The following is a 24,564-nucleotide window of genomic DNA, read 5'->3' as shown; positions in this document are numbered from 1 at the left end:
CAGGCAGTAGGCAGTAGGCAGTAGGTGACGGGGCCTTTGAAGGACCCCACCACGTGTATCTTGAAACGCTTGGCATCTCGGATGTCTCTCTACCGCCTACTGCCTACTGCCTACTCGTTATTCGCCAGATCCACGTCGACGATCTGTCCCGGCTGCAACGGCCCTGCGTCACCGATGGGTCGCGCCTCAACGAGGTAGACAAGCTTCTGGCGGTTCTCGAGGGAGTAGATGACCGGCGGCGTGAATTCGGGATCGGAAGATACATAGCTGATACGCGCCTTGAGGCCTTGCGGGCAGCCGTCGCAGCGGACGGCAAGGTCGCCTCCGACCTTGATCGAAGAGAGGCTGGCTTCAGGCACATAGACGGTCAGCTTCACGGCGCCGTCCGGCAGCACCGAAAGCACCGGTGCGCTTGGCCCCGCAGTGTCACCGGCATGGCGGATGATGTCGTCGACGCGTCCGGCAGCAGGCGCCACAAGCGTGCGCTTGGAAAGTTGCCACTCCGCCTGGTCCAAAGCGGTCCTTGCCTGCTTCACCTGGTTTTCGGCCGCCTTGATCGTCTCGGGTCGTGCCGGCAAGTTGCCGACCGCGAGATTGGCGGTGGCCTGGCCGATGGCCGCTTCGGCGACTTCGGATTGTGTGGCCGCATCGTCAAACTGCGCCTGGGTGGCGACGCCGCGCTTCAGCAGATCCTGCGTGCGGGCGAGCGTGCGGGCCGCATCTGCAGCCTGCGCCTTGGCCGAGCGCAGGGTGGCCTCCAGCACGGCGATCTCTTCCGGTCGTTTGCCCACCTGCAGGTCGGCGAGCTGTGCTTGCGCTTGGGCGAGTGCTGCCTTGGCCTGGGCCACGGCGATTTCGGCGTCGGCACTTTCCAGCGTCGCGACCGGTTGACCGGGGCCGACACGATCGCCGCGGCGGGCCGAGACAGCTTTCACTTCTGCCACTTCGATGGGAGCAAGCAGGACGAAGTCGCCTTCGACATATCCGACGGCGAGTGGAGTGGCTGCGCTGCAGGCGGAAAACAGCTGCGCTGCCAAGGGCAGTGAACACAACAAGCTCATTTCGCATCGCCCCCTTCGTGGCGTCTGGTTGTTGCGCTCCTTACGCCGAGCATCGCGTCGAGATTGGCGTGCAACGTCGCGACGATCTTGCTGGCTTCATCCTGGCCGATTGTTGTCCAGCCCATGCGGCGCATCACGGGCTCCCGGCCAATGCGGAAATAAACGGCCTGGCCGATCAGCGAGAAGATGGTTAGCCGGGTCGCCTCGCTTTCCGCCGGCTCGCCGGTGGCGCGCTCCCAGATGAGGCAAAGCCTTCTGTGCGTCGGCTCGAACAGTCCGGCATAGATGCGGTCGAGTGTAGGCGTAGGATCGGAGAGTTCCCGCAGCATGAACTGCACGATCTCGCCGGCTTCCGGGCGTGCCACCAGGAAGGTAACCATGCCTTGCAATGTGGCTTTCAGCTGCTCGCGCGCCGTCTCCGGTGTCAAGGTGGCGGAGTCAGGACCGCTCATGCCGCCCAAGGCTTGGTTGGCAATGGACTGGATTGTCCCGACTATATGGTCGGCAACGGCGGCTCGCAGACCCTCCTTGCCGCCGAAATGATAGGCGATCGAGCCGATATTGGCCTTGGCGGCCGCGGCTATCTCCCGTGTCGAGGTGCCGTCATAACCTTGCCGGCCGAACAGTCTGAGCGCGGCGCGCACAAGCGCTGCTTTCGTCATATCGGCGGGCGAGGAAAGTGGTTTTTGCGATTGGGTCGACATCACTGCAATTTAATCAATCGAATGATTAAAGTAAAGTGGACACCCGTTCTTCTTACGAAATGAAGGGAGAAGGCACTTTCAGCCCCTCAAGCAGCGCGTCGCGAAAGACTGCAATCGGCCGCGCAAGCCGTCCGGCGGGCGGGCGATGTAGCATCCAGGCACGCACCAGAGGGCGAAAATCCCGCACCTCGAGGACCTGGACTTGATCCTGCCACGGGCTTCCAGCTAGGGCGGCCGGCGTGATGATGCCGATGCCGTGGCCGCGCGCTACCAGCGACAAACGCAGGTCGGCACTCAAGGCCTCAACCCCGACATTGAAGGGCAGCCGCGCCGCCTCGAACTGGCGACGGATGAAGGCGCGGAAACCACATCCGGTCTCGTTCATCACCCAGGGGAATTTCGACAGGTCTTCCAGGCTCGCCGGCTTTGGCAGAAGAAGGCCGTTTGCCGCGACGAGCACTACAGACTGTGTTCCAAGGTCCTCGCTGACGAGTTCATCCGGGGGCTGCAGACCGTCGGCGAGGCAAACCGCTGCGGCGTCGAGTTCGCTGCGCAGAACCTGTTCCACGAGGCGCGGTGACCAGCCGGAAGTGACGCGCAGCGTCAGCTTCGGGAAATCGGTCCGCAGCCGCTCGATCGGAAGGGCGAGCGCCGCATCGGAAAGATAAGGCATGATGCCGAGCCTGAATTCGCCCTCGATATCCCCGACCGGCGAAACGCCAGCCTTCAGATCATCCAGTGAGCGCAACACGCGGCGGCCATGCTCATACGCTTCCCGGCCCGCGGCTGTTGGCTTGAACGGCTTCGACTGGCGGTCAAGAAGCGTCGCCTTCAACCTGTCTTCAAGATTCTGGATACGTCGCGTCACACCCGGCTGGGTCAGGTTCAATCGCGCCGAAGCTCCTACGATGGAGCCGGTCTCCACCACAGCAACGAACGCTTCGAGATCTTGAAGATTCATGCGAAACTCGCATAATCATTATCCGCAATTTTGATTTGTATCATAATGCAAGATGCAAATAAAGCTCTCAACGAACATGCGAGTTTGTTTGGGGAGCATTTCCATGTCCTGCGATATCACCGATGCAGCCAGCGGCATCTCGCGTCCCGATTCCATCACCGGTTGGCAGGTGTTCCTGTTCGCGGTTGCGGTCGGCGTCATCGTGACGAACCTCTTTGCTCCGCAGACCCTTGTCGGCATGATTGGGCCAACCCTCGGCTTCGAGGCAGGGACAGGCGGGCTGGTGGCGATGGCGACCTTGCTCGGCTACGCCGCAGGCCTCTTCTTCCTCGTTCCGTTGGCAGACCTGCTGGAGAACCGCACGCTCGTCCTGCAGATGCTGGGCTGCGCCGTGCTCGCCGCGACTGCCGCGGCATTTGCTCCCAGCGCCGCTCTGCTGATGGTGGTTCTTTTTGCTCTCGGCGCAGCCTGTTCGGCGATCCAGATCCTTGTGCCCATTGCGGCGTCGATGGCGGAGCCCGAGCGGCGTGGCCGCGTCATCGGCGATGTGATGAGCGGATTGATGATTGGCATCCTTCTGGCCCGCCCCGCTGCCAGCATGATCGCGGACACCTTCGGATGGCGGGCTTTCTACGCCACCAGCGCTGCCGTGATGACATTGCTGGCTGTGGTTTTGGCGATGCGATTGCCGCTACGGCGACCACTGGGCGATACCGGGTATCCGGCATTGGTCGCGTCGCTCTGGCACCTGCTGCGCTCGGAGCCTGAATTGCGGCGCCACTCTTTCACCGCCAGCCTCTCCATGGCGGCATTCAGCCTGTTCTGGACTTCCGTGGCGCTTCGGCTGGCCGAGCCTCCTTTCGGTCTCGGTCAGCGTGGCATAGCCCTCTTTGCCCTTGCGGGCGCCGGGGGCGCGGTGGTGACGCCGTTGTTCGGGCGTGCTGGTGATCGCGGCTGGACGCGAACGGGTACGATCTTTTCGCATTGTCTCATGGTTCTTGCTTTCGCCATTTCTGCGTGGGCGGGCTTTGCTCGGTCCGGTTCCGGTTCGTGGCTTCTGCCGCTCCTGCTGCTCGGGACCAGCGCGATTATCCTCGATGTTGGTGTCACCGGCGACCAGACGCTCGGGCGGCGTGTCATCAACCTTTTGCAGCCGGAAGCGCGGGGCCGGCTCAACGGTCTGTTCGTCGGTCTGTTTTTCCTTGGCGGCGCTGCCGGTTCTGCAGTCGCCGGCGTTGCCTGGGCGTGGGGTGGCTGGCTGACGGTTTGTGTTATCGGCACCGCCATAGCCGTCGTGGCGCTACTGGCGGATTGTGTTTTCCGCACACAGTGACGTACCGCCGGCGCATGCCCACCACCAGCAATTGCGGTTGATTTGCAACCGCCGCCGCGCTTTATTCCTGCTGATGGCCAAGGAAGTCGAACGCAAGTTTCTGATAAGGGACGAGAGTTGGCGCAAGGCGGTTGAGCGCAGCGTCGCTATCATCCAGTTTTATCTGGCCATTTCCGCGGAGCGGTCGGTACGCATGCGCATCAGCGACGGCAAGGCTGCCAAGCTGACGCTGAAGTTCGGGTCCGACTTGCGCGTCCGCGACGAATTCGAATATCCGGTGCCGCTCGCCGAGGCGCGCGAAATGATGACCTTTGCCATCGGCAACATCATCCGCAAGACCCGCCATCATGTGCGCCATGGCGGCTATGTCTACGAGGTCGATGTCTTCAATGACGTGCTGGACGGGCTGGTTGTGGCTGAACTGGAGACAACCGACAGCGTGCCGGACGCCCTGCTGCCCGCTTGGCTCGGGCGCGAGGTGACAGGAGAACTGCGCTTCTCCAACGCTTCGCTGGCGCTGAACGGTTTTCCGGAACTGGTGCCATGAGCGTCACGCTCGACGCGAACCTGCCTCTGGCAAACGACGCCATGCGTCTGCTGCGGCAGGATGTGCATCTGGCGTTGGACCATCTGGCGCAGGCGCATATCGAGCCGGAGGAACATCTGCATAAATGCCGGCGTCGGCTAAAGGCCGTGCGAGCAGTGCTGCGGCTTGTGCGGCCCGGCGACGAGACTTTCTTCAAGGAAGAGAATGCGCGTTACCGCGACGTGGCAGCGAGCCTGGCGGGACCGCGGGAAGCAACCGCGCTGATCGAAACGGTCGATCGGCTTGCTGGGGCGCACCCGCACCATGCAGACATCTATGCTGGCCTTCGTGCTGTGCTGCTCGAGCGTCGCGACGTCGTCATGAGCGATATTTCCGCCTTCGCTTCCATCATCGACGCGGCCACAGCGACCTGCCGCCAAGGATTGCTGAGGATAGGCGCTCTATCTCTGCCGGCCGATCCGAATGCCGCAGCCGCTATCGTTGCGGAGGGCGTGCAAAGAGGTCTCGACCGCGCGAAGAAGGCACTGACCAAAGCGCGTTCGCGCGGCGAGGAAGAGGACTTCCACGACCTGCGCAAGGCCGTCAAGGTTCACGCTGCCCAACTGGATGTTCTGGGCAAGCTTTGGCCCGGTGGGGACAAGGCGCGCCGAAAGGCATTGAACAAGCTGGGCGGCAAACTCGGCGAGCTGAATGACCTCGCCGTTCTGGACGTGTTGCTGAAGAAAGAAACCTTGGTTTCACCGGAAGCGCGGACGGTGATCGAAAAGGACCTCAAGGATGAGACGAAGCGCCTGCGCAAGGAAAGCCTGGCTGGCGCGAAAGACCTCTTCGAGCATGACTGGAAACGCAAGATCGCAAAATTGACCGAGAAGCTGCGTCTTCAATTCTCCGCCATTTCGACGACAACGCTTTGGGCAGCTTGAGATCGATCGAATCCGGTGCCTGCCAAGCCGCCTGCCTGCCCGACGCTCACATCTTCACATCCGCCAGCTTTTCAGGGTTGCGCACCACATAGACGCCCGAGATCGCCCCATGGGCGTTGACCTCGAAACTCATCGTCTGTTCGAGCTTGCCGGCAATCGTGACGACAAGTCCTGGAGAGCCGTTAATGACGGCGGGCGCCACGACGGTATGCACCGGATCCGGGTTCTTGCGCGCCACGCCGACCATGAATTTCGCCACGGCTTCGCTGCCCAAAAGCACGTTGATTGCCGCCAGGACCTTGCCGCCGCCGTCTGAAACATATTCGACGTCGGCGGCCAGCAATGCCTTCAAGGGCTCGATGTCGCCACCGCGCATCGCTTTCTCGAATACGGCAACGAAGCGGGCCACGTCCTCGTTCGAAGCCGGGAAGCGGCTTTGCTCCTGCCTCAGCATCCTGCGTGCCCGCGACGCCATTTGCCGGCAGGCAGCTGGCGTGCGTTTCAGCGTCTCCGCGATCTCGTCGAACGGTACGTCATAGAGATCGTGCAAGAAGAGCGCTGCCCGTTCCAGCGGTGAAAGCCGTTCCAGCGCCCGCATCACCGAAAATGAGATGTCGAGGGCCGCATCGTTGGTGTCGGGTTCGACAGCACCAACCCTTTCCACGATCGGTTCCGGCAGCCATGGCCCGACATAGGTCTCGCGCCGCGCCTGTGCCGAACGCAACCGATCCAGGCAGAGATTGGTGACGATGCGCGAAAGCAGCCGGGGAGCATCTTCCGGGGCGTCGACACCAGCGAAGCGCAGCCAGGCATCCTGCACGATGTCTTCCGCTTCGCTTGCCGATCCGAGGTAGCGATAGGCAAGCCGGGCCAGTCGGTGGCGTTCGCCGAGATAGGCGGCGAGTCGTGGGTCCTCAGCCATCGCTCGTCTCCAGCATCGACTCCTCTTTCGCGTCTCCGGCCAGCCAGGCCAGCACGGGCTCGCAGGTATTGCCGTGGCCAAGTCCTCGCTTGAGCAGCGGGTAGAAGGAACCGGAAACCGTCGCGGCTGCAAGCCCGGCGACACCTTTCTTGCCCCAGCGCGCCTCGCAGGCTGCAAGGATGTTCGGGAGCGCCGGATCGTTCGCAAGCACGGCTTCCGCATAGTGGCGACCAAGCGCAATATCGCGTGGCGCAGTTTTTGCGCCGTCGAGAAGCATGGCACGGATGTCCCGCATAGGCACACCTGCTTCGCGGGCCATGGCAATGGTGAGCCGCAGGCACGAGCCACAGTCGGTCTGACGCGCTGCAGTGATCTTCGCGGCAAAATAAGGCGCGGCGTCCAGCCCGAAGCGATGATCCGTGAACAGAGAGACCAGCCCAACCTTCAGCGTGCCCGTGGTGTCGGTATCGGCGAGGTCGCAGAGGTAGCCGGTGTCATACCCATAGCGTCCACCGAATTTGCGGAAGGCGCGTTTGAGCAGCATGGCAAGCATCATGCGGTCCTCCCGCCAGAAACAGTGAGCGCGGCGAGAGGCAGCAGTCCGGGCAGCGCGATCAGTACGACGTCGCGCAGCGCATCCGACGGCGTCGTGCCGTGCAGCATTTCGGCTAGATGCAGCAATGCATGACCACCAAGGAAAATGGAGGCGATGAGGACCGTTCGCCGCTCCTGCCTGACGGCGCCGATGGACAGTCCGACGCCCGCGGCGATGAAGGCGAGGCCGATATCGCGGATGAAATGCAGGTTGGCGGGACCGGTCTCGGGCACGCCCGGAATGGACGCGTACCAGAGGGCCGGGGCTAGCAGCATGAAGAGGCCGTTGGCGCCCTGATAGAGGCCGATGAAGATGAACAAGGTTCGCATGTCGTTTTCTCCTCGGCCTTTGACGGGACAGGCCGGGGAGGTGTGACATCGGATGAGAAGATTTTTTCCGGGCAACGTCTCTCGACTGGCCCGCCATCTCCCTTGAGGCGAAGGATCAGACCGTCAACTGCGCCTTCGCCTCCTTGACGGAGGCAGCAAAAGTGACCAGCGGTCGCTTGACGCCGTGGGTAATCAGCATGCGCCGGGTCTGCGGCGAAGCGCCGGCAATGATAAAGCGCACTCCGGCCTTCTTGGCTTTGTGGGCCGTGCTTTCGATGACATTGGCGGCGGTGGAATCGAGCAGTGGCACTTGGGAACAGTCGAGGATGAAGTTCTTGCGCTGATCGGCGATGCGATCGAGCACGGCCGCCACCGTCGAGGCAGCGCCAAAAAAGAAGGCGCCGGAAATACGATATACGACGGTGTCAGGGTCGCTGGCTTCGGCCGCATCATAGACGCGTCGGTCGCCATTGGTTGTGTCGGCGACGTCGTCCGCAATCAACGGCGGCTCGTTTTCGGCAATCGCCACGGCCTTGGCCATGCGGTCGATGAACAGCACCGCACCCAGCGCGAAGCCGACAACGATGCCTTCGGTGAGGTCGCGGAAGACAACGATCAGGAACGTTGCGGCGAGTACCAGCGCATCCGCCGTGGAAGAGCGCAGCAAGACCGCGATCGCCTGCTTCTCGACCATGTTCCAGCAAACGACAGCCAGCACGCCGGCGAGTGCCGCCAGGGGGATGTAGCTGGCGAGCGGGGCCGCCACCAGCATGAAAACGAGCAGGAAGACCGAATGCATCATGCCGGAGATCGGTCCGTATGCGCCCGCACGCACATTGGTGGCGGTACGCGCGATGGTACCGGTGACGCAGATGCCGCCAAAAAGGGCTGAGCCGATATTGGCGAAGCCTTGCGCCACCAGTTCGCAATTGGACCGGTGGCGGCGGCCGGTCATGCCATCGGCGACCACCGCCGACAGCAGGGATTCAATAGCGCCGAGCAGGGCAAAAGCGATCGCATCGGGCAGTACGGCGATTGCCTTGTCGAAGCCGAGCGGCGGCAGTGCAGGCAAGGGCAGGCTGCGCGGAATGCCGCCATAGCGCGAGCCGATCGTGTCTGCAGGTAGGGCAAAAAGCGCCACCACCAGCGAAGCCAGCGCTACCGCCACCAGCATGCCGGGCCAATGCGGCCGCCATCTCTTCAGCGCCACCACGGTGACGATGGAAAGAAGGGCGATGCCGGCCGCGGATGGGTTCAGTGTGTCGCCGGCCTGCCACAGCGCCGTCAGCTTGGGGATGAAAGGGCCGGGCTCCTTTCCCGGCAGTTTCAGGCCAAGCAGTTCGACGATCTGGCCGGAAAAGATGATGACCGCGATACCCGCCGTGAAACCGACGGTCACAGGATAAGGAATGTATTTGATATAGGTGCCGAGCCTCAGATAGCCGATGGCAAGCAGGAAAACGCCGGCCATCATCGTGGCGAGCAGAAGCCCGTCCAGGCCTTGCCGATCGGCGGTGGAGGCCACGAGCACGATGAAGGCGCCGGCGGGCCCGCCAATCTGGAAACGGCTGCCGCCGAGCGCCGATACGATGAAGCCGCCGACGATTGCGGTGAACAGCCCGCGCTCCGGCGTCACGCCGGAGGCGATCGCAATCGCCATGGAAAGCGGCAGCGCCACGATGGCCACGGTCAGACCCGACAGGGCATCGGCACGCAGCTGCGGCAGACGGTAGCCCTCGCGCAGCACCGTCACCAGTTTCGGCGTGAACAAATCGGAAAATGTCGGTCCGGCCTTGTGAGCCTGGCGACGACGGACCTGATCCATGGTGTGCCTTCCGCAAAAGCGGCGGCATCGTCGGCATCGCAATGGTCTTGCGGAAAGTCGGCGGTCGCCGTCGCGAACCCTTTAAGCCGACCCAGACTGGGAATCCTATACGGAGTTCCTCAGCCGCACGCCCCTGCCGCCGCGCTCGCTGGCCTGGTTGTCGCCGATCAATTCCACCCCGGCCTCGTTAAGCGCCTGGATGACCTTCATCAGCGTGTCGACCACGCCCCGCACCACGCCATCGCTGGCTTCCATACGCTGGATGGTCGGCAGCGAAACACCAGCCCGTTCCGCGAGCGTCTTCTGGTCGATGCCGGCCAGTGCGCGCGCCGCACGCATCTGTGCAGCAGTAATCACCGGTCAGAACTCCCGTCTGAGTCTGCAGTATGAATATATGATGCTTTCATAATGATGTGTCAAACATGAATATGAATTGATAATACTTTAGTTCGGCTCGCTCTCGCCGTTATTGCCGCGCGGCATGAAGCGTGCGGCCAGCCAGCACAGCATGGCCCAGGCGAAACCGGCGCACCAGCCCGCCAGCACGTCGGAAGGCCAATGCACACCGAGATAGAGACGCGATATGCCCACCATCAGCGTCAAGAGAACCGCCAGCACGAAGACATAGATCTTGGTGACGTGACCCGGCAGGAAGCGCGCCGCCAGAGTGCCGAGGGTCAGGTAAGTCACCGCCGAAAGCATGGCGTGACCCGATGGGAAGGAAAGCGAGGTCTCGACGGCGAGTTGGGACACGAGATCGGGCCTCGGTCGGTCGATACCGAGTTTCAGCACGCTGGACAGGATCTGGCCGCCGCCGACCGCCACCAGCACGAACAGCGCAGTCGTCCAACGCTTGATGAGCATGAAATAGACGACGGTCGCCGCGGTGATCAACGTCAGCACGATGGCGCTGCCGAGTGCTGTGATGTCGCGCACCGCACCCTCGAAGCGTGGCGAGCCGATCGGGTTGCCGGGGTCGCCCGCCTCCCGGAAGGCAAGCAGGATTTGCGTGTCGAAAGCGTGCGGGGCCGTATCGCGCGCGACTTCCATCAGTTCGACGAACCCCCAGAGACCGCCGGCAACGATGATGCCGGCGAGAAGCACCGGGAATTCGATCCGGTCATAAAGTGTCGAAATGGTCTTTCGCATCAGTCCTGCCGAAATGCCGTCTGTCAAAGGAGGCCGGCATTTCCCAATCCCGGCAACGCTGTCATCGGCCCTGCAAATAAGGCCCCAGCGTGACGAGTGCCACTGCAATGATTGCCAATCCAACGCCGACGGTCTGAATCGGGGTAAGCCGTTCGCCGAAGAAGGCCAGCGCCACGACATTCACCGCCACAAGCTGGATGACTGCCGAGAGGCTGAGCGAAATCGACATGCCGAAGTCGCGGATGAGCTTCAACATAATCAGATTGCCAAGCGTATAGAGTGCCAGCGTAATCACGATCTTGCCGAGGCTCGGCGCCAGTGCCCATTGTTTGGCCGCCGTCGCGGCGAGCAGGAAAATCACGGTGGAAGCGCCGAGTTGCGCCATGCCGAACACATTCATCGGATTTCCCTTCGCCAGCCTTGGCCCAGCTTGTTTCCGAAGCGCGGACGCGGGTCAAGGGTGTGGATAACAGGATGGGCAGGCGGCTTCTTTCCAGCCAGACTTCCATTGACTGCTCGCACATGGAGACGAGGAACAGTTGACGCGCACGGCGTCATGAAACTGTTAAGCCCGGCCGCTAGGCAGGTTTCGGACACGTAACCTAGCCAACCCGAACAGCCAGAGGTCAGCCATGTCGGACCAGACGCAAGACGAAATTCGTTTTCGCACCAGCCTGCTCGAAGAAAATGAAGGGCCGGCGATCAACCCGACCGACAACCGGACCATGGGCGAGATCATCGCCGCACGCTTCTCGCGTCGCGGCTTCCTGAAGGGCTCGCTCGCCGTTTCAGCCATCGCCGCCACCGTCAGCCCGCTCGCCCTGATGAGCGCCGACGAAGCGCGCGCGGGCGAAGGTGGTTCGGCCTTCGTTTTCGATGAAGTCGAGGCCGGTATCGATGACAAGCATCACGTGGCCGCCGGCTATGACGCTGACGTGCTGCTGCGCTGGGGTGATCCGCTGTTTGCCGACGCGCCTGATTTCGATCCCGCCAAGCAGACTGCTGAGGCGCAGGCCAGGCAGTTCGGCTACAACAACGACTTCGTGGGCTATATCCCGCTCGAGGGATCGGCCGAGCATGGCCTTCTGGTGGTCAACCACGAATACACCAACCCGCATCTGATGTTCCCTGGCATCGTCAAGGTGGTTGAGAAGGACGGCAAGAAGGCGCTCGAACAGGCGCCCCTCACCAAGGAACAGGTCGACATCGAGATGGCCGCGCATGGCGGCACCATCGTCGAAATCCGCAAGGACGGCGGCAAATGGCAGGTGGTGCGCGACGGCAAGCTGAACCGCCGCGTTACCGCGAACACCGAAATGGCACTCTCCGGTCCGGTCGCCGGCCATGACCGCGTCAAGACCAATGCCGATCCATCGGGCACCAAAGTACTCGGCACGATCAATAACTGCGCCGGCGGAGTAACCCCCTGGGGCACCTATGTGATGGCCGAGGAGAACATCCACGGCTATTTCTCCGGTGCCTTGCCGGAAGGGAACAAGGAGGCCGAAAACTACAAGCGCCTCGGCATTCCGGAAGGCTCCTATGAGTGGGGTGCGCACTACGATCGCTTCGATCTTGCCAAGGAGCCCAACGAGCCGAACCGGTTCGGCTGGATCGTCGAGGTCGACGTCACCGATCCGAACTCGACGCCGAAGAAGCGGACCGCGCTGGGCCGCTTCAAGCATGAGGGCGCGGAATCGATCGTCGCCAAGGATGGCCGCGTCGTCTTCTATCTCGGTGACGACGAACGCTTCGACTACGTCTATAAATTCGTCACCGCGGGCAAATTCGACCCGGCCAATCCGGCTGCAAACAAGGATCTGCTCGATGAAGGCACGCTTCATGTCGCCAAGTTCGCCGAAGACGGCGGCGTCGAATGGCTGCCGATCGTATTCGGCCAGGGCCCGCTGACCGCCGAAAACGGCTTCAACAGCCAGGCCGACGTGCTGATCGAAACCCGCCGCGCCGCCGATCTGCTCGGCGCTACAAAAATGGATCGCCCCGAAGACATCCAGCCCAATGGCGTCAACGGGAAGGTCTATGTGATGCTGACCAACAACACCAAGCGCAAGGATGACCAGATCGACGCCGCCAATCCGCGCGCCAAGAATGCTTTTGGTCACATGATCGAGATCGCCGAAGAAGGCGGTGACTTCGCAGCCACCAAGGGCAAGTGGGAAGTCCTGCTGAAATGCGGCGACCCGTCAGTGGCCGATGTCGGCGCCTCCTTCTCGACCGCCACCACCGCCAATGGCTGGTTCGGCATGCCGGACAACTGTGCCGTGGATTCCGCCGGCCGGCTCTGGGTGGCCACCGACGGCAACAACGCCAAGGAAACCGGCCGCACCGACGGCCTGTGGGCGGTCGATACGGAAGGTTCGGCGCGCGCGACCTCCAAGCTGTTCTTCCGCGTGCCGGTGGGGGCTGAGCTGTGCGGTCCGCAATTCGCGCCGGACGACAAGACTGCCTTCGTCGCCGTGCAGCATCCTGGCGATGGCGGCACCGATTGGGAGCCGTTCGGCCGGCCTTCCTACTACGAAGACCTCTCCACCCGCTGGCCGGACTTCAAGCCCGACATGCCGGTGCGGCCTTCCGTCGTCGCCATCACCAAGCAGGATGGCGGCAAGATCGGCGTGTAGGGTCGTTCAGCAATGTGGATTGCCCGGCAGGTCTAGCGCTGCCCGGCAATCTTCGCTGCTATGGCCCTTGCCTCCTGCCCGGCGGCGTAGAAGTGGCCGACGATGCTGGGCTGCATCGAGATGAACCAGAGGCCGGCCGGGCTGCTCGGCTGGTCACCATGGGTTTTGGGCATGCCCTTGCCGTCCACCACGTCGAGGCCGGCGAACATCGTGTCCAGTCCGGTTCGGTAACCTGTGGCGGCGATGACGACGTCGGCTGTGACGGTTGAGCCGTCGGCCAGCACTACATGGTCGGTGGTGAAGCCCGTCACCGATGGCACGACCTTGATGCGGCCAGCCTTGATGGCTGCGATCGCGCCATCGTCGGCGGCAATCGCGACGTGGTCCTCCTTCAGCCGGCTGATGCCGCCTTTTTTGACCGGGGCGAAGCCGAGTTTGCGCAAATCGCCGAATAGCAGGCGCTGCACCAGCGCCACTGTGAAATTACCGACCGGGACCGGCAATGCGTTGGTAACCCTGGAAAAACGCTGCACCGCGATCTTTCCGATGCGCTTGGGCAGGATGGACGGGCCGGCACGGGCGGCCAGATAGATCATGGCCGTCTTGGCGCCGACCAGATAGTTCAACGCATCGAAGCCGGAATTGCCGGCGCCGATCACCAGCACGCTCTTGCCTTCATAATCCTTCGGGCTGCCGAACCGAGCAGCATGGATCAGGTGTCCTTTGTACTCCGATGCGCCCGGCCAATCCGGCATCCAGGGTATCTTGTCGTGACCGGTGGCTATGATGATGTTCCTGGCGCGGCGGCTGCCTTTGTTGGTGTGAGCGACCCATTGATTGCCCTCGCGGGTGACGCGCTCGACTTCGGTGTCGAATTCGATCGCAATGCCGCGTTGTTCGGCGAAGGTCTCCAGATAGGAAACGACAGCCGCCTTGGGAGGAAAGGCGGGAACGCCTTTCGGGTAGGGCAGGCCGGGCAGGTAGGACATGTCGCGATGTGTGTTGAGCGCCAGCCTTTCGTGACGTTGCCGCCACGGTTCGGCGACGTGGGCTTCCTTTTCGAACACGCTGGCCTTGATGCCATGCCGAGCCAGCGCATCCGCCGCAGCCAATCCGGCCGCGCCCGCGCCAATCACGATCACCTCTTCGATCGGTTCGGTCATATTTCCACCAAATCCTTTCGCGACACCCCCGTCCATTCTGATTGCGCTATGTGGCACGAACCGCGATATGGCAAGAGAGGGCTGAGGGGTGGCAGCGGCTTGTTGATTCGGGAACCGGATTGATGGGCTGTCTTTCGGGTTATCATCTGGGCGTAATTCATGGGCTCGCTCCGCAAGAGCATAGACCGCTTCCTCGACAATCGCGCTCCCGCTGTTCCGCGCGCGAACCTGTCGCTTGCCAAGCGGTTGGAAATGCTCGCCCAGCACGGCGATTTCTCGCTTGCCTATTCCACCGCCACGCAGCCGCTTCTTTCTTATTTCGGTGACGAAAACGGCTATGTCGCTTTCCAGACCATGATGGGCCGGCACTATGCTCTGGCCGATCCGGTCGTCGGCGATGCCGATCGCAGCGCGCTGATTTGCCGCTTCGTCGAGGTCGCCGATTCGCCCTGGTTCGTTCAGATCGGTGAGGCAACGGCGAAAATCCTGTCGGGCCTCGGTTATCAGGTGAGCCGCATCGGCTACGACACGCGTCTGCCGCTGCCGGCGCATGACTTCTCCGGCAAGCCCAACGAGACCGTGCGTTATTCGGAGCGCTGGCTGATCAAGAAAGGTTTCACGCTGGCCGAGGACACGGACAATCTGGTCGACGCGGATGATGTGCGGCGTCTGTCCGACGAATGGCGGGCTGGGCGTATCGTCGCGCGGCGCGAAATGGCGTTCCTCAACCGCCCGTTTCCGATCCTGCCCGGCCCCGGCATGCGCCGTTTCGTGCTGCTCGACCCGGACGGCAAGCTGACTGCGGTGCTCGACTTCGATCCGATCTCCAAGGGCGGCAAGGTCACCGGCTACACCACCGCCTTCAAGCGCAAGCTGGCAGGCGCCACGCCGCACGCCGAGATCGGCCTGACGAAGTTCGCGGTCGATCAGTTCCGCAAGGAAGGCCTTTCTTCGGTGACGCTGGGCCTGTCGCCGCTGGCCGACATGGCGCCGAGCGGCTTTCCCGAAAGCGCGTTCTGGCGCGGCGCGTTCAGCCGGGCGTTCGATTCCAAGCTGGTCAACCGCCACCGCTTCAACCTGCAGGGCCAGGCTGCCTTCAAGCGCCGTTTCCACGGCGTGGAAGAGCCGGCCTACATCGCGTTCAGGCGCGGCACCGCCAGCGGGATGCTGGCCTTGCTGAGATTGCTGAAAGCGATCTGACCTCGAAGGTCAGGGAGAGCTACGTCCGTAGCCGGTAGCCGGTCTTGAAGATCCAGCCGACGATACCGATGCACAACGCCAGGAAACCCAGCGTGATGGCGAGGCTGATCTCCACCGGCACATCGGGCTCGCCATTGAAGAAGGCCCAGCGAAAGCCGCTGACCAGATAGACTACCGGATTGAACAATGAGATCGTGCGCCATTCCGGGGGAAGCATGTCGATGGAATAGAATGAGCCGCCCAGGAAGGTGAGGGGCGTGACCACCAGCAGCGGCACGAGCTGCAGCTGTTCGAAGCTGCCGGCCCAGATGCCGATGATGAAACCGAACAAACTGAATGTGACGGCGGTGAGCACCAGGAAGGCAAGCATCCAGAATGGATGCTGGATGTCGAGCTCGACGAACATCGAGGCCGTGGCCAATATGATGAGGCCGATGCCGATGGACTTTGTGGCGGCCGCCCCGACATAGGCGATGACGACCTCCAGATAGGAGATCGGCGCCGACAGGATCTCGAAGATGGTCCCGACGAACTTCGGAAAATAGATGCCGAAGGAGGCGTTGGAGATCGACTGCGTGAGCAGCGTCAGCATGATCAGCCCCGGCACGATGAAAGCGCCGTAGCTCACGCCGTTGACCTCGGTGATGCGCGAACCGATCGCCGCGCCGAACACCACGAAATAGAGCGAGGTGGAAATGACCGGCGAAATCACGCTTTGCATGATGGTGCGCAGCGTGCGCGCCATCTCTACCTTGTAGATTGCCCAGACGGCGCGGTAGTTCATGCCTGCCTCCTCACCAGGGAGACGAAGATCTCCTCCAGCGAACTGTTTTCTGTGTCGAGATCGCGGAACTGGATGCCGGCCTGTTCGAGGTCGCGGATCAGAGAGGCAACGCCCGGCCGTTCCGCTTGATTGTCATAGGTATAGGTGAGGCTGCTGCCATCCGGCGAAAGATCGAGATTGTAGGTCTCGAAGCCGGCGGGCAGGGCGGTGAGCGGGTTGCGCAACTCCAGCTTCAGCAGCTTGCGGCCGAGCTTACGCATCAGCTCCGCCTTTTCCTCCACCAGGATGATCTCGCCTTTGTTGATGACGCCGACCCGGTCGGCCATCTCCTCGGCCTCCTCGATGTAGTGCGTGGTCAGGATGATGGTGACACCGGATTCACGCAAGGTGCGGACCAGGGCCCACATATCCTTGCGCAGTTCCACGTCGACGCCGGCGGTGGGCTCGTCGAGGAACAGGATCTTCGGTTCGTGCGACAGCGCCTTGCCGATCATCACCCGGCGCTTCATGCCGCCCGACAGCGTGATGATCTTGGCATCACGCTTTTCCCACAGCGACAGATCCCTCAGGATCTTTTCGATGAAGGCCGGGTTGGCCGGCTTGCCGAACAGACCGCGGCTGAAAGCCAGCACCGAGCTCACCGTCTCGAAGGATTCGACGGTGAGTTCCTGCGGCACCAGGCCGATCAGGCTGCGCGCGGCGCGATAGTCGCTCGAAATGTCGTGGCCATCGACGGTGACGGTGCCGCTGGAGCGGTTGACGATGCCGCAGATAATGGAGATCAGCGTCGTCTTCCCGGCGCCGTTCGGGCCGAGCAGCGCGAAGATTTCACCGCGTTTGATGTCGAGATTGATGTTCTTCAGGGCACTGAAGCCGGTGGCGTAAGTCTTCGAGACACCGGAAACGGAAATGACGGATTGCATGATGAAAAGGTCTGATTGGAAAGGATTTGCGTTGTGCGCCTGAATGTTGGTTCCTGCAACCCGAAATCAAGGCGCCTGCTGACATATCTCGCCACCACTGGCCATGTGGTTAGGAACGGGGGCAGCTTCCCAATCGCGGGGAAGCCGCCGGTCGACCGCTCTGCGATGTCAAAAATTCACTGGGCGGTCTCTTCAGCGCTTGCGGAACGATCGCCAATGCCGTGAGTTATGCAAAGGGCGTTTGGGCATATTGAAACGCGCGTCGCGCGTCAGTCTCGGAGGGATCAAATGCGTGTCATCACAGCTCTTTCGGCCGTTGCCTTGATTGCTGTCGCGGTGTCGGCGAATGCTCAGGCCCGCGACGTGCCGCCGCCGAATGCCAAGAAGCTGTCGGAGATCATCGCCACGGTCGAGAAGCGGCCGGACTTCTCCTACATCAAGGATGTGGAGTGGGACGAGAAGGGCTACGAGGTCACTTATTTCACCAAGGATGATGCGAAGGTCGAGATCAAATACGACCCGGTCACTGCGACACCGATGAACCTGCAGTAAAGGCTCGTTCCTATCAAAAAAAACCGCGCCGGCGAAAAGCGGCGCGGTTTGATTTTGGCAGCGTTCAGCTCGTCAGCTCTTCGGGCTGGCCATGACCAGAACGGGCTTGTCCGAATAGAGATCCGGGAACATCGCCTTCAAATTCTCGATCTTCGGCAGGTCGTTGTAGACGATATAGGGATAGGTCGGGTTCCGCTCGAGGAAATCCTGATGATAGTCCTCGGCCGGATAAAATGCCTTGCCGGTTTCCAGCGTCGTCACGATCTTTTTGGGAAACGCCTTCACGGCATCGAGCTGGGCAATATAGTCGTTGGCGATCTTCTGCTGCTCGGCATTGGCTGCGAATACCGTTGACCGGTACTGCGTGCCGTAGTCGGGGCCCTGATAGTTCAACTGGGTCGGGTTGTGCGCCACCGAAAAATAAACCTGCAAGAGTTTGCCATAGCTGACCTTGGCGGGGTCGTATGTGACCTCGACCGACTCGGCATGACCGGTGTTGCCTGAGCCGACGCGCTCATAGTCGGCCGTATCGGCGGCACCTCCGGCATAGCCGGAAGCGGCTTTCGTCACGCCCTTGACGTGCTGGAACACGCCCTGCACGCCCCAGAAGCAGCCGCCGGCGAACACCGCCTTCTGCAACCCGGCAGCCGGCTTTTCGTCAATCGCCGGTGGCGGGATGTTCACCGCCTCTTCGGCTGCCTGTGTCGGCGCCTGCAGGAAAGTGAGCGCGGTCGCAGCCAGTGCGAGACCGGCCAGGGCGGACAAGCCCAAAGCTTTCCACGGCCTTGCCGCCTTTGAGTTACGGTTTCGGATCATGCAGGAACTCCTTTTCAAAGGGCCGGCGGCGATGCACGCACTATACGACGATCGCGATCGAATGGATTTCACGATCCCGTGCACCGCCTTCCGGATTCAGGTTTTACTGCGCAGGTTTCATCGCATCGGCGGGTTTCATGGCGTCGGCGGGCTTCATGGCGTCGGCGGGCTTCATGGCATCGGCGGGCTTCATGGCATCGGCGGGTTTCATGGCGTCCGCAGGCTTCATGGCTTCGACGGGTTTCATCGCGTCAGCCGGCTTCATGGCGTCTTCGGCATAAGCACCAGTGGCAGCAAAAGCGGTCGCGGTAAGGGCGAAAGCCAGCGCTTTGAGGCTGATTGGACGGTTCATGCTGTTCTCTCCTTGGAGGTTTGGTGGCGCATCCGACTGCGCCGGTTGTGCGCGGCCTCTGTTGACCGTGCAATTCGAGCGGCCTGGGTCCGCTACAGCTAGTTGATGGCGGCCGCCAGGATTGGCCCGCCACGTGGGGCCTGCACCAGAACCGCTGTGGCGAGGCCGTCATCGGCCTTCGGCAGCGGTAGCGTCGCTGCTTCGCCGGTCCAGCTGCCGAGCCGGGTCAGCGCGTGAACGACGTTGGCGTGCGGCAGCGTGTGGCCGCTGTTTTCGCCGCGCCCGACAGGCACGTCCACGACACCCGGTCTGTAATGCACCAGCCAGACATCGGCGCCGCCGGCAGGTGCCGTGCCGGAGCCGATGGCCGCCTTGCTGTCGGTCAGCGATAGGGTCGGGCCGTTCGAGGGCTTGTCCTCGCCGATCAGCGTTTCGATGTCCGAAAGGCGATTGCCGACGGTGTCGGCGCGGCCGTTGACGACGATTTGCGGCGTGAAGGGACCGCTGCGGCCGAGCGCCGGTTCATAGGTCACCTGGCGCTGGGTGAATTCCGGCCTGCCGAAGGTATCCTTCCAACCGAGATAGTCCCAGTAGGTGACGGCGAAGGAGAGTGCCAGCACGCCCGGCCGATCCTTCACCTTGATCAGATTGGCGTTGGCGGGCGGGCAGGAAGAGCAGCCCTGGCTGGTGAAGAGTTCGACCACCGTCAGCGGTTCCGCCGCCGCTGCCGCCACGCCGGCCATCAGCACGGCGCCGGCGGCCACACCTTTTACAACCATGAACTTCGATCGCATTGCACGCTCCCGTTGGCAGCCGCCAGGCGGCTTCATCCCGGGCATTCGTGGCTGGACGGGTGCGCGTTACGCCCGATCACCGCTTCGTGATCCCGCGATAAAAAGAACCCGCCGCGGCGAGAGCCGGGCGGGTCGAGCAGACGAGAGTAAACTGGGCAGGGATTATTCGGTGAGCGCGGTGGTCGACGGCTTCTGCGAATATTCGCATTTGCCGCTCACCGTGTAGAAGAAGTCGGCGTTGGAGACCGGCGCCGGAACGGCATTGCCGCCATCTTCCCAGGCCTGTGAACTCGATTTGCCGCAGGGCACGACCCGGAAGATGTCCACCGTCTGGCCGGTTTCTACCTCGACGCCGTCAAGATAGAGCCGGTTGGAGGTGGTCTTGTCATTCGATCTCAGTGTCTGGGGGGTGCCGGAGGGCACCTTCATCTCCAGATAAAGCTTTTCCATCGTCTTGACGTCGATGATTGCGCCGGGGCTGTTGGCTGGGGTCATGGTGCAAACGACCTGCTTGTTGCCGTCCTGGAAAGCGCCGATCTTGAGTGGGCTAGTCAGCGCGGTGGTGGCGCATGTCTGGGTCTGCCGCACAACCGTCAACTTACCGTATTTATCGGGCGTATAGACTATCGTCGTGCCATAACCTTTGGTGCCGCCGCCATTGTTATACTGGTAGTCGATCAGCATCAGTGCCTTTTCCGTGGTCTGGCCGATGGCTGTGCCGAACAGCGTCATCTTCTTGCTCCAGTAGCCCGACACCTTGTCGATCTTGAAGGTCGCTTCCACCAGCGCCGGGGTCTTGGTCGCGGCGGAGGTCACCGTGATCGAGACATTGTCGATGGTCGCAAGCCGCATGAAGTTGGTGGGCATGTCGTAGCTTGCCTTGCTCTTGGCGTGCGCCGTGCCGTCGCTGTCGACCGTATAGCCGGTCAGTGTCGCAACGCCGTCGCCCCTGTTGGCAAGGTAGAAAGCCTGCAGCTTTTCCTGCCGCTCGCCAAGCGTCGTGGTGATCGGCAGCGTGGTGATGGCAAGTGTCGCCGCATCCAGCGCGTTCTGCATCTCGTTCTTGCTGTTGACGCCGGAGGTGTAGTCGACCGACATGCCAAGCACCGCGAACAGCGGCAGCATCGACAGAGCGAAGGCTGGCATGAACGAGCCGCTTTCCGATTTCAGGAACTTCGGGCTGAGCTTGGACATGGTTGTTTCCTGGGGCAACGACGCAGTACCGATAACATCCAGCTTTCCAACGCCCGGCTAACGCAACCTCTAAAGATTTAACGGTTCCGCTCAAACCCAGCCGTGCCACCGCTTGCCGGAGCATTCCGCCCCTGATAAAGGCCGCGCCATGAGCACGCCCATTTCCAACATCCGCAATTTTTCGATCGTGGCCCATATCGACCACGGCAAATCGACGCTGGCCGACCGCCTCATCCAGATGACCGGCGCGCTGGAGGCGCGCGAGATGACCGAGCAGGTGCTCGACAACATGGACATCGAGCGCGAGCGCGGCATCACCATCAAGGCGCAGACCGTGCGCCTGAACTACAAGGCCAAGGACGGCAAGGACTACGTCCTCAACCTCATCGACACGCCCGGCCATGTCGACTTCGCCTATGAGGTGTCGCGGTCGCTGCGCGCCTGCGAAGGGTCGCTGCTGGTGGTCGACGCCTCGCAGGGCGTCGAGGCGCAGACGTTGGCCAATGTCTACCAGGCCATCGATGCCAATCACGAGATCGTCGTGGTGCTGAACAAGATCGACCTGCCGGCAGCCGAGCCGGACCGCATCAAGGAGCAGGTCGAGGAAGTGATCGGCCTCGACGCCTCCGACGCCGTGCTGATTTCGGCCAAGACCGGCATCGGCATCGAGGAAGTGCTGGAAGCGATCGTCACCAAGCTGCCGCCGCCACGCGAGGGCGATGCCGCCAAGCCGCTGAAGGCCATGCTGGTCGACAGCTGGTACGATGCCTATCTCGGCGTCATCGTGCTGGTGCGCGTCATCGACGGCGTGCTCAAGAAGGGCCAGACCATCCGCATGATGGGCACTGGCGCCAAATATCCGGTCGAGCGCACCGGCTTCTTCACGCCGAAGATGATCCAGGCCGACGAGATCGGCCCGGGCGAGTTCGGCTTCATCACCGCCTCGATCAAGGAAGTGGCCGACACCCGCGTCGGCGACACCATCACCGAAGACCGTCGCCCGACCACGGACCCCCTGCCGGGCTTCAAGCCGGCACAGCCGGTGGTGTTCTGCGGCCTGTTCCCGGTCGATGCCGCCGATTTCGAGGACCTGCGCGCCGCCGTCGGCAAGCTGCGCCTCAACGACGCGTCTTTCTCTTATGAAATGGAAACGTCAGCGGCGCTCGGCTTCGGCTTCCGCTGCGGCTTCCTCGGCCTTTTGCACCTGGAGATCATCCAGGAGCGCCTGGAACGCGAGTTCGACCTCGACCTCATCGCCACGGCCCCCTCAGTCGTCTACCGCATGGCACTGACCGACGGCACGGTGAAGGAACTGCACAATCCGGCCGACATGCCCGACGTGGTCAAGATCGCCCATATCGAGGAGCCGTGGATCCGCGCCACCATCCTGACACCGGACGACTATCTTGGCGGCATCCTGAAACTGTGCCAGGACCGGCGCGGTATCCAGGTCGACCTGTCCTATGTCGGCAAGCGCGCCATGCTGGTCTACGAACTGCCGCTCAACGAAGTCGTGTTCGATTTCTACGACCGGCTGAAGTCGATCTCCAAGGGTTACGCTTCCTTCGACTATCATCTGACCGACTACAAGGAAGGCGACCTCGTCAAGATGTCGATCCTGGTCAATGAGGAGCCGGTCGACGCGCTCTCCATGCTGGTGCACCGCACGGCGGCCGAAAAGCGCGGCCGCGCCATGTGCGAGAAGCTGAAGGAGCTGATCCCGCAGCACATGTTCAAGATCCCGATCCAGGCCGCCATCGGCGGCAAGGTGATCGCGCGCGAGACGATCTCTGCCCTGCGCAAGGACGTGACCGCCAAGTGCTACGGCGGCGACGTCACCCGCAAGCGCAAGCTGCTGGACAAGCAGAAGGAAGGCAAGAAGCGCATGCGCCAATTCGGCAAGGTCGACATCCCGCAGGCGGCCTTCATCGAAGCGCTGAAGATGGGGGATAATTAAGGACGCTGCATCTGCGAAGCTAATCGGACTGGAGACAGAAAGATCTTATATTATACTTCTATATTATGAGCTTAGCGGAAAGTTCGTCGCGAATCCTCTTTGAGCCCAGGTCCGTTAGTCGATAGCACCCGCTACTGAGTAGGATAACCTGCCGCATGGAAGGGGAGCAGAGTTTCTGTAGCGTGCGAGTGACGGTCGGAGCAGAAAGTCGCGCAAAGCGACCAATCAGTTTTCGGCTGAAGCCAGCTTCGCCGGCATAATGAAGAAGTACAAGGATCTCCTCTTCTGGAATAAGGTCTGTGCGTTGAACTAGAATGTCGTCTTCAAATCTGCCGACACAGGGAACATCAAATTGCAGCAATTCCCTAATGGCAACCGCGACGGTTTCTCGATCTCCATTCCAAAATATTCGAAGTGTCTCGTTCATGACCCAGCGAATGTTCTCGATGATTAGTCGAGCATCCATGTGGTTCGGGCTGTAATTGGGGGATACATGGACTGCCCCACGCTGGCTCCGAAATTTATATACGGTCCTAAGAACTTTAGAAATGTGCAGAGCATCGTGACGCGGTTGGATCGCGTGAGATAAGGTGTCGTTTTCAATATATTTCAGGCAATCATCGAAAGATTTCGAACGATTACAAGTTCCGCTGTCTATGTGATAGTAAATTCTAGCGGCAATTTCGGAGAATTGCCCTCCGTCGAGTTCTGCAGGCTCCCAATCTCTTTGGATGAAGCGTTTTTCGGCCGAGATAAACTCATCTATCAACTGGGTGACGAGTAGATGGTCTCCTGGAGGGCTAAGGGCGGATATTATGGTCGACCGCTCAATGAGTCCCATTAAATCTTGGTGCCTTCGCTGATAGACTCTTGAGCAGATTTGATCCCTTCGTCTGTAAGAAACCACTCTGTCGGAGATTTAGCCGTATCTTCTCCAACAAGCGACGGCTTGCTCGTTTTGGCCCTTCCGAGGTCTCTTGAAACATTACTCGTATTGATTGTCTTGAATTGACGAAACTTTCTGTTGAAAATTTCAACTATTTGAGAGGTCTGTAGCTGTGATACTTTGGATATTTGAGAAACAACATATATCAGCCATATAGATTTTTTGGCGGTGCTCCATGTTTGCTGAGGATTGCCGAATTTGGAGGGGTCGTGGGTCCATTCGATTGGAGGGATATTGGCGCCGTTGGCCTGTGGTTGAGGGTTGGTGCGAGGCCGGCGCTTTGTTCTCTTGTTCGTGGATTTATCCTCGATCGAATGATTAATTGTCAGGGGCGAAAATGAAGGCTCAGTACCGTCTTTTTCGGAGGCAATGTCTGCCGCGGGTTTCATTAACCCCGCTAGCTGATTCCCTATATTCTGAGTTATCAGAGGAATGTCTTCTCGAGATCCCTCCATCTCCAACTCAAGCCCCGTCAGTTTCAATTTGAATTTGAACTTTGACATGAATTTTACCCCGCCAGCTTCTTCGATAAGATTTACCTAGAGAACTTTCGTCGTCAATATTCACTGTGATGGCCGGTGCTCGCAACTGTAATAAGTGTCGGAAAAAGACCGATTTTCTCACTTGTGCTGGGCAGTTCAAAGAGATTATCGCTCAAGCGCACAACTCGATCTGCCCTAATGTGCTTTTCTCGTGCTTCCTTGTCTCGCTACCCTCGCCCTACTCTCCTGCGCCATGGTTCGTCCCCTCGTCGTAATTCTGTTTGTCCTGCTATGTGCCTGCGCGTCAGGGCAGCGGGTGCCCCCGGCTCCGATCAAGACCGCAGTGCCCGAGACCGCCGAGCCGCTCGATCCATCGATCAAGCCGCTCAGCCAGGAACTGGAGGAAGCCGGGC

The 24,564-nt window shown here is 61.3% G+C and carries 25 protein-coding genes; 7 read left to right on the top strand and 18 right to left on the bottom strand.

Features of this window, described 5'->3' with window-relative positions; translation table 11 throughout:
- Nucleotides 1-110 precede the first annotated feature (110 nt).
- From L4923_RS11020 to L4923_RS11010, 3 genes are read right to left on the bottom strand one after another with little or no spacing between them, the layout of a single operon-like run.
- Nucleotides 111-1,061: an HlyD family secretion protein gene (locus L4923_RS11020; protein WP_239364797.1), complete on the bottom strand. Its 951-nt coding sequence runs from the start codon at nt 1,059-1,061 to the stop codon at nt 111-113.
- Nucleotides 1,058-1,765 (bottom strand): CerR family C-terminal domain-containing protein, encoded by a 708-nt coding sequence (locus tag L4923_RS11015; protein WP_239364794.1) that lies wholly within the window; start codon nt 1,763-1,765, stop codon nt 1,058-1,060. The genes L4923_RS11020 and L4923_RS11015 overlap by 4 nt, the downstream gene beginning before the upstream one ends.
- A gap of 52 nt (nt 1,766-1,817) precedes the next feature.
- The gene (locus L4923_RS11010; RefSeq protein ID WP_239364791.1) at nt 1,818-2,726 is read right to left on the bottom strand and encodes a LysR family transcriptional regulator; all 909 of its coding nucleotides are present in this window, start codon (nt 2,724-2,726) and stop codon (nt 1,818-1,820) included.
- Nucleotides 2,727-2,829: 103 nt separating this feature from the next.
- Here L4923_RS11010 and L4923_RS11005 point away from each other — a divergent pair, with 103 nt between their 5' ends.
- The 3 genes from L4923_RS11005 to L4923_RS10995 all read left to right on the top strand — a co-directional run bounded on the left by L4923_RS11005 (nt 2,830) and on the right by L4923_RS10995 (nt 5,529).
- Nucleotides 2,830-4,059, top strand: coding sequence for an MFS transporter (locus L4923_RS11005; protein ID WP_239364788.1), 1,230 nt, complete (start codon nt 2,830-2,832; stop codon nt 4,057-4,059).
- A gap of 73 nt (nt 4,060-4,132) precedes the next feature.
- Nucleotides 4,133-4,606, top strand: coding sequence for a CYTH domain-containing protein (locus L4923_RS11000; RefSeq protein ID WP_239365037.1), 474 nt, complete (start codon nt 4,133-4,135; stop codon nt 4,604-4,606).
- Nucleotides 4,603-5,529 carry a CHAD domain-containing protein gene (locus L4923_RS10995; RefSeq protein ID WP_239364784.1) on the top strand — a complete coding sequence of 309 codons (927 nt, stop codon included), beginning with the start codon at nt 4,603-4,605 and terminating at the stop codon, nt 5,527-5,529. Before L4923_RS11000 ends, L4923_RS10995 begins: the two co-directional genes overlap by 4 nt.
- A 46-nt stretch (nt 5,530-5,575) precedes the next feature.
- Here L4923_RS10995 and sigJ read toward each other — a convergent pair whose 3' ends face one another.
- The 7 genes from sigJ to L4923_RS10960 all read right to left on the bottom strand — a co-directional run bounded on the left by sigJ (nt 5,576) and on the right by L4923_RS10960 (nt 10,749).
- Nucleotides 5,576-6,451 carry an RNA polymerase sigma factor SigJ gene (gene sigJ / locus L4923_RS10990; protein WP_239364781.1) on the bottom strand — a complete coding sequence of 292 codons (876 nt, stop codon included), beginning with the start codon at nt 6,449-6,451 and terminating at the stop codon, nt 5,576-5,578.
- A complete protein-coding gene (locus L4923_RS10985; protein WP_239364778.1) occupies nt 6,444-7,007 on the bottom strand; it encodes a hypothetical protein in 564 nt (187 codons plus the stop codon). Before L4923_RS10985 ends, sigJ begins: the two co-directional genes overlap by 8 nt.
- Complete coding sequence (locus L4923_RS10980) at nt 7,004-7,375, bottom strand: hypothetical protein (RefSeq protein ID WP_239364775.1); 372 nt, start codon at nt 7,373-7,375, stop codon at nt 7,004-7,006. Before L4923_RS10980 ends, L4923_RS10985 begins: the two co-directional genes overlap by 4 nt.
- A gap of 115 nt (nt 7,376-7,490) precedes the next feature.
- A complete protein-coding gene (locus L4923_RS10975) occupies nt 7,491-9,200 on the bottom strand; it encodes a SulP family inorganic anion transporter (protein ID WP_239364772.1) in 1,710 nt (569 codons plus the stop codon).
- Nucleotides 9,201-9,305: 105 nt separating this feature from the next.
- Nucleotides 9,306-9,557, bottom strand: coding sequence for a helix-turn-helix domain-containing protein (locus L4923_RS10970; protein WP_239364769.1), 252 nt, complete (start codon nt 9,555-9,557; stop codon nt 9,306-9,308).
- Between the two features lie 87 nt (nt 9,558-9,644).
- Nucleotides 9,645-10,349: a phosphatase PAP2 family protein gene (locus L4923_RS10965; RefSeq protein WP_239364766.1), complete on the bottom strand. Its 705-nt coding sequence runs from the start codon at nt 10,347-10,349 to the stop codon at nt 9,645-9,647.
- 61 nt (nt 10,350-10,410) lie between these two features.
- Nucleotides 10,411-10,749, bottom strand: coding sequence for a hypothetical protein (locus tag L4923_RS10960; protein WP_239364763.1), 339 nt, complete (start codon nt 10,747-10,749; stop codon nt 10,411-10,413).
- Between the two features lie 232 nt (nt 10,750-10,981).
- Between L4923_RS10960 and L4923_RS10955 the strand changes: the two genes are divergently transcribed.
- Complete coding sequence (locus L4923_RS10955; protein ID WP_239364760.1) at nt 10,982-12,988, top strand: PhoX family protein; 2,007 nt, start codon at nt 10,982-10,984, stop codon at nt 12,986-12,988.
- 32 nt (nt 12,989-13,020) lie between these two features.
- Here L4923_RS10955 and L4923_RS10950 read toward each other — a convergent pair whose 3' ends face one another.
- Nucleotides 13,021-14,151: a flavin-containing monooxygenase gene (locus L4923_RS10950; RefSeq protein WP_239364758.1), complete on the bottom strand. Its 1,131-nt coding sequence runs from the start codon at nt 14,149-14,151 to the stop codon at nt 13,021-13,023.
- Between the two features lie 159 nt (nt 14,152-14,310).
- On the opposite strand from L4923_RS10950, the gene L4923_RS10945 reads away from it, so the two are divergent.
- Nucleotides 14,311-15,351: a phosphatidylglycerol lysyltransferase domain-containing protein gene (locus tag L4923_RS10945; protein WP_239364756.1), complete on the top strand. Its 1,041-nt coding sequence runs from the start codon at nt 14,311-14,313 to the stop codon at nt 15,349-15,351.
- A gap of 19 nt (nt 15,352-15,370) precedes the next feature.
- Here the strand turns inward: L4923_RS10945 and L4923_RS10940 are convergent, their stop codons facing one another.
- Both L4923_RS10940 and L4923_RS10935 read right to left on the bottom strand, forming a co-directional pair.
- Complete coding sequence (locus tag L4923_RS10940) at nt 15,371-16,135, bottom strand: ABC transporter permease (RefSeq protein WP_239364754.1); 765 nt, start codon at nt 16,133-16,135, stop codon at nt 15,371-15,373.
- Nucleotides 16,132-17,058, bottom strand: coding sequence for an ABC transporter ATP-binding protein (locus L4923_RS10935; RefSeq protein WP_239364751.1), 927 nt, complete (start codon nt 17,056-17,058; stop codon nt 16,132-16,134). Before L4923_RS10935 ends, L4923_RS10940 begins: the two co-directional genes overlap by 4 nt.
- 288 nt (nt 17,059-17,346) lie before the next feature.
- Here L4923_RS10935 and L4923_RS10930 point away from each other — a divergent pair, with 288 nt between their 5' ends.
- Nucleotides 17,347-17,610, top strand: coding sequence for a PepSY domain-containing protein (locus L4923_RS10930; RefSeq protein WP_239364748.1), 264 nt, complete (start codon nt 17,347-17,349; stop codon nt 17,608-17,610).
- A 72-nt stretch (nt 17,611-17,682) separates the two neighbouring features.
- On the opposite strand, the gene msrA is transcribed toward L4923_RS10930, so the two are convergent.
- From msrA to L4923_RS10910, 4 genes are all read right to left on the bottom strand, one after another.
- Nucleotides 17,683-18,426 (bottom strand): peptide-methionine (S)-S-oxide reductase MsrA, encoded by a 744-nt coding sequence (gene msrA, locus L4923_RS10925; protein WP_239364745.1) that lies wholly within the window; start codon nt 18,424-18,426, stop codon nt 17,683-17,685.
- Between the two features lie 103 nt (nt 18,427-18,529).
- Entirely contained in the window at nt 18,530-18,778 is a 249-nt protein-coding gene (locus tag L4923_RS10920) for a hypothetical protein (protein ID WP_239364742.1), read from the bottom strand.
- A gap of 98 nt (nt 18,779-18,876) precedes the next feature.
- Nucleotides 18,877-19,572, bottom strand: a complete 696-nt coding sequence (locus L4923_RS10915) for a DUF1223 domain-containing protein (RefSeq protein ID WP_239364739.1) — start codon at nt 19,570-19,572, stop codon at nt 18,877-18,879.
- 162 nt (nt 19,573-19,734) lie between these two features.
- Nucleotides 19,735-20,766, bottom strand: coding sequence for a TadE/TadG family type IV pilus assembly protein (locus tag L4923_RS10910; RefSeq protein ID WP_239364736.1), 1,032 nt, complete (start codon nt 20,764-20,766; stop codon nt 19,735-19,737).
- Between the two features lie 148 nt (nt 20,767-20,914).
- Between L4923_RS10910 and lepA the strand changes: the two genes are divergently transcribed.
- The gene (gene lepA / locus L4923_RS10905) at nt 20,915-22,723 is read left to right on the top strand and encodes a translation elongation factor 4 (RefSeq protein ID WP_239364733.1); all 1,809 of its coding nucleotides are present in this window, start codon (nt 20,915-20,917) and stop codon (nt 22,721-22,723) included.
- Between the two features lie 840 nt (nt 22,724-23,563).
- Here the strand turns inward: lepA and L4923_RS10900 are convergent.
- Nucleotides 23,564-24,172, bottom strand: a complete 609-nt coding sequence (locus tag L4923_RS10900; protein ID WP_239364730.1) for a hypothetical protein — start codon at nt 24,170-24,172, stop codon at nt 23,564-23,566.
- Between the last annotated feature and the right edge of the window lie 392 nt (nt 24,173-24,564).

This window comes from Terribium retamae (assembly GCF_022347545.1).
Taxonomy (GTDB): Bacteria; Pseudomonadota; Alphaproteobacteria; order Rhizobiales; family Rhizobiaceae; genus Mesorhizobium; species Mesorhizobium retamae.
Note: the sequence above shows the minus strand (reverse complement) of the source record. Positions and strands in the feature narration are given on the sequence as shown.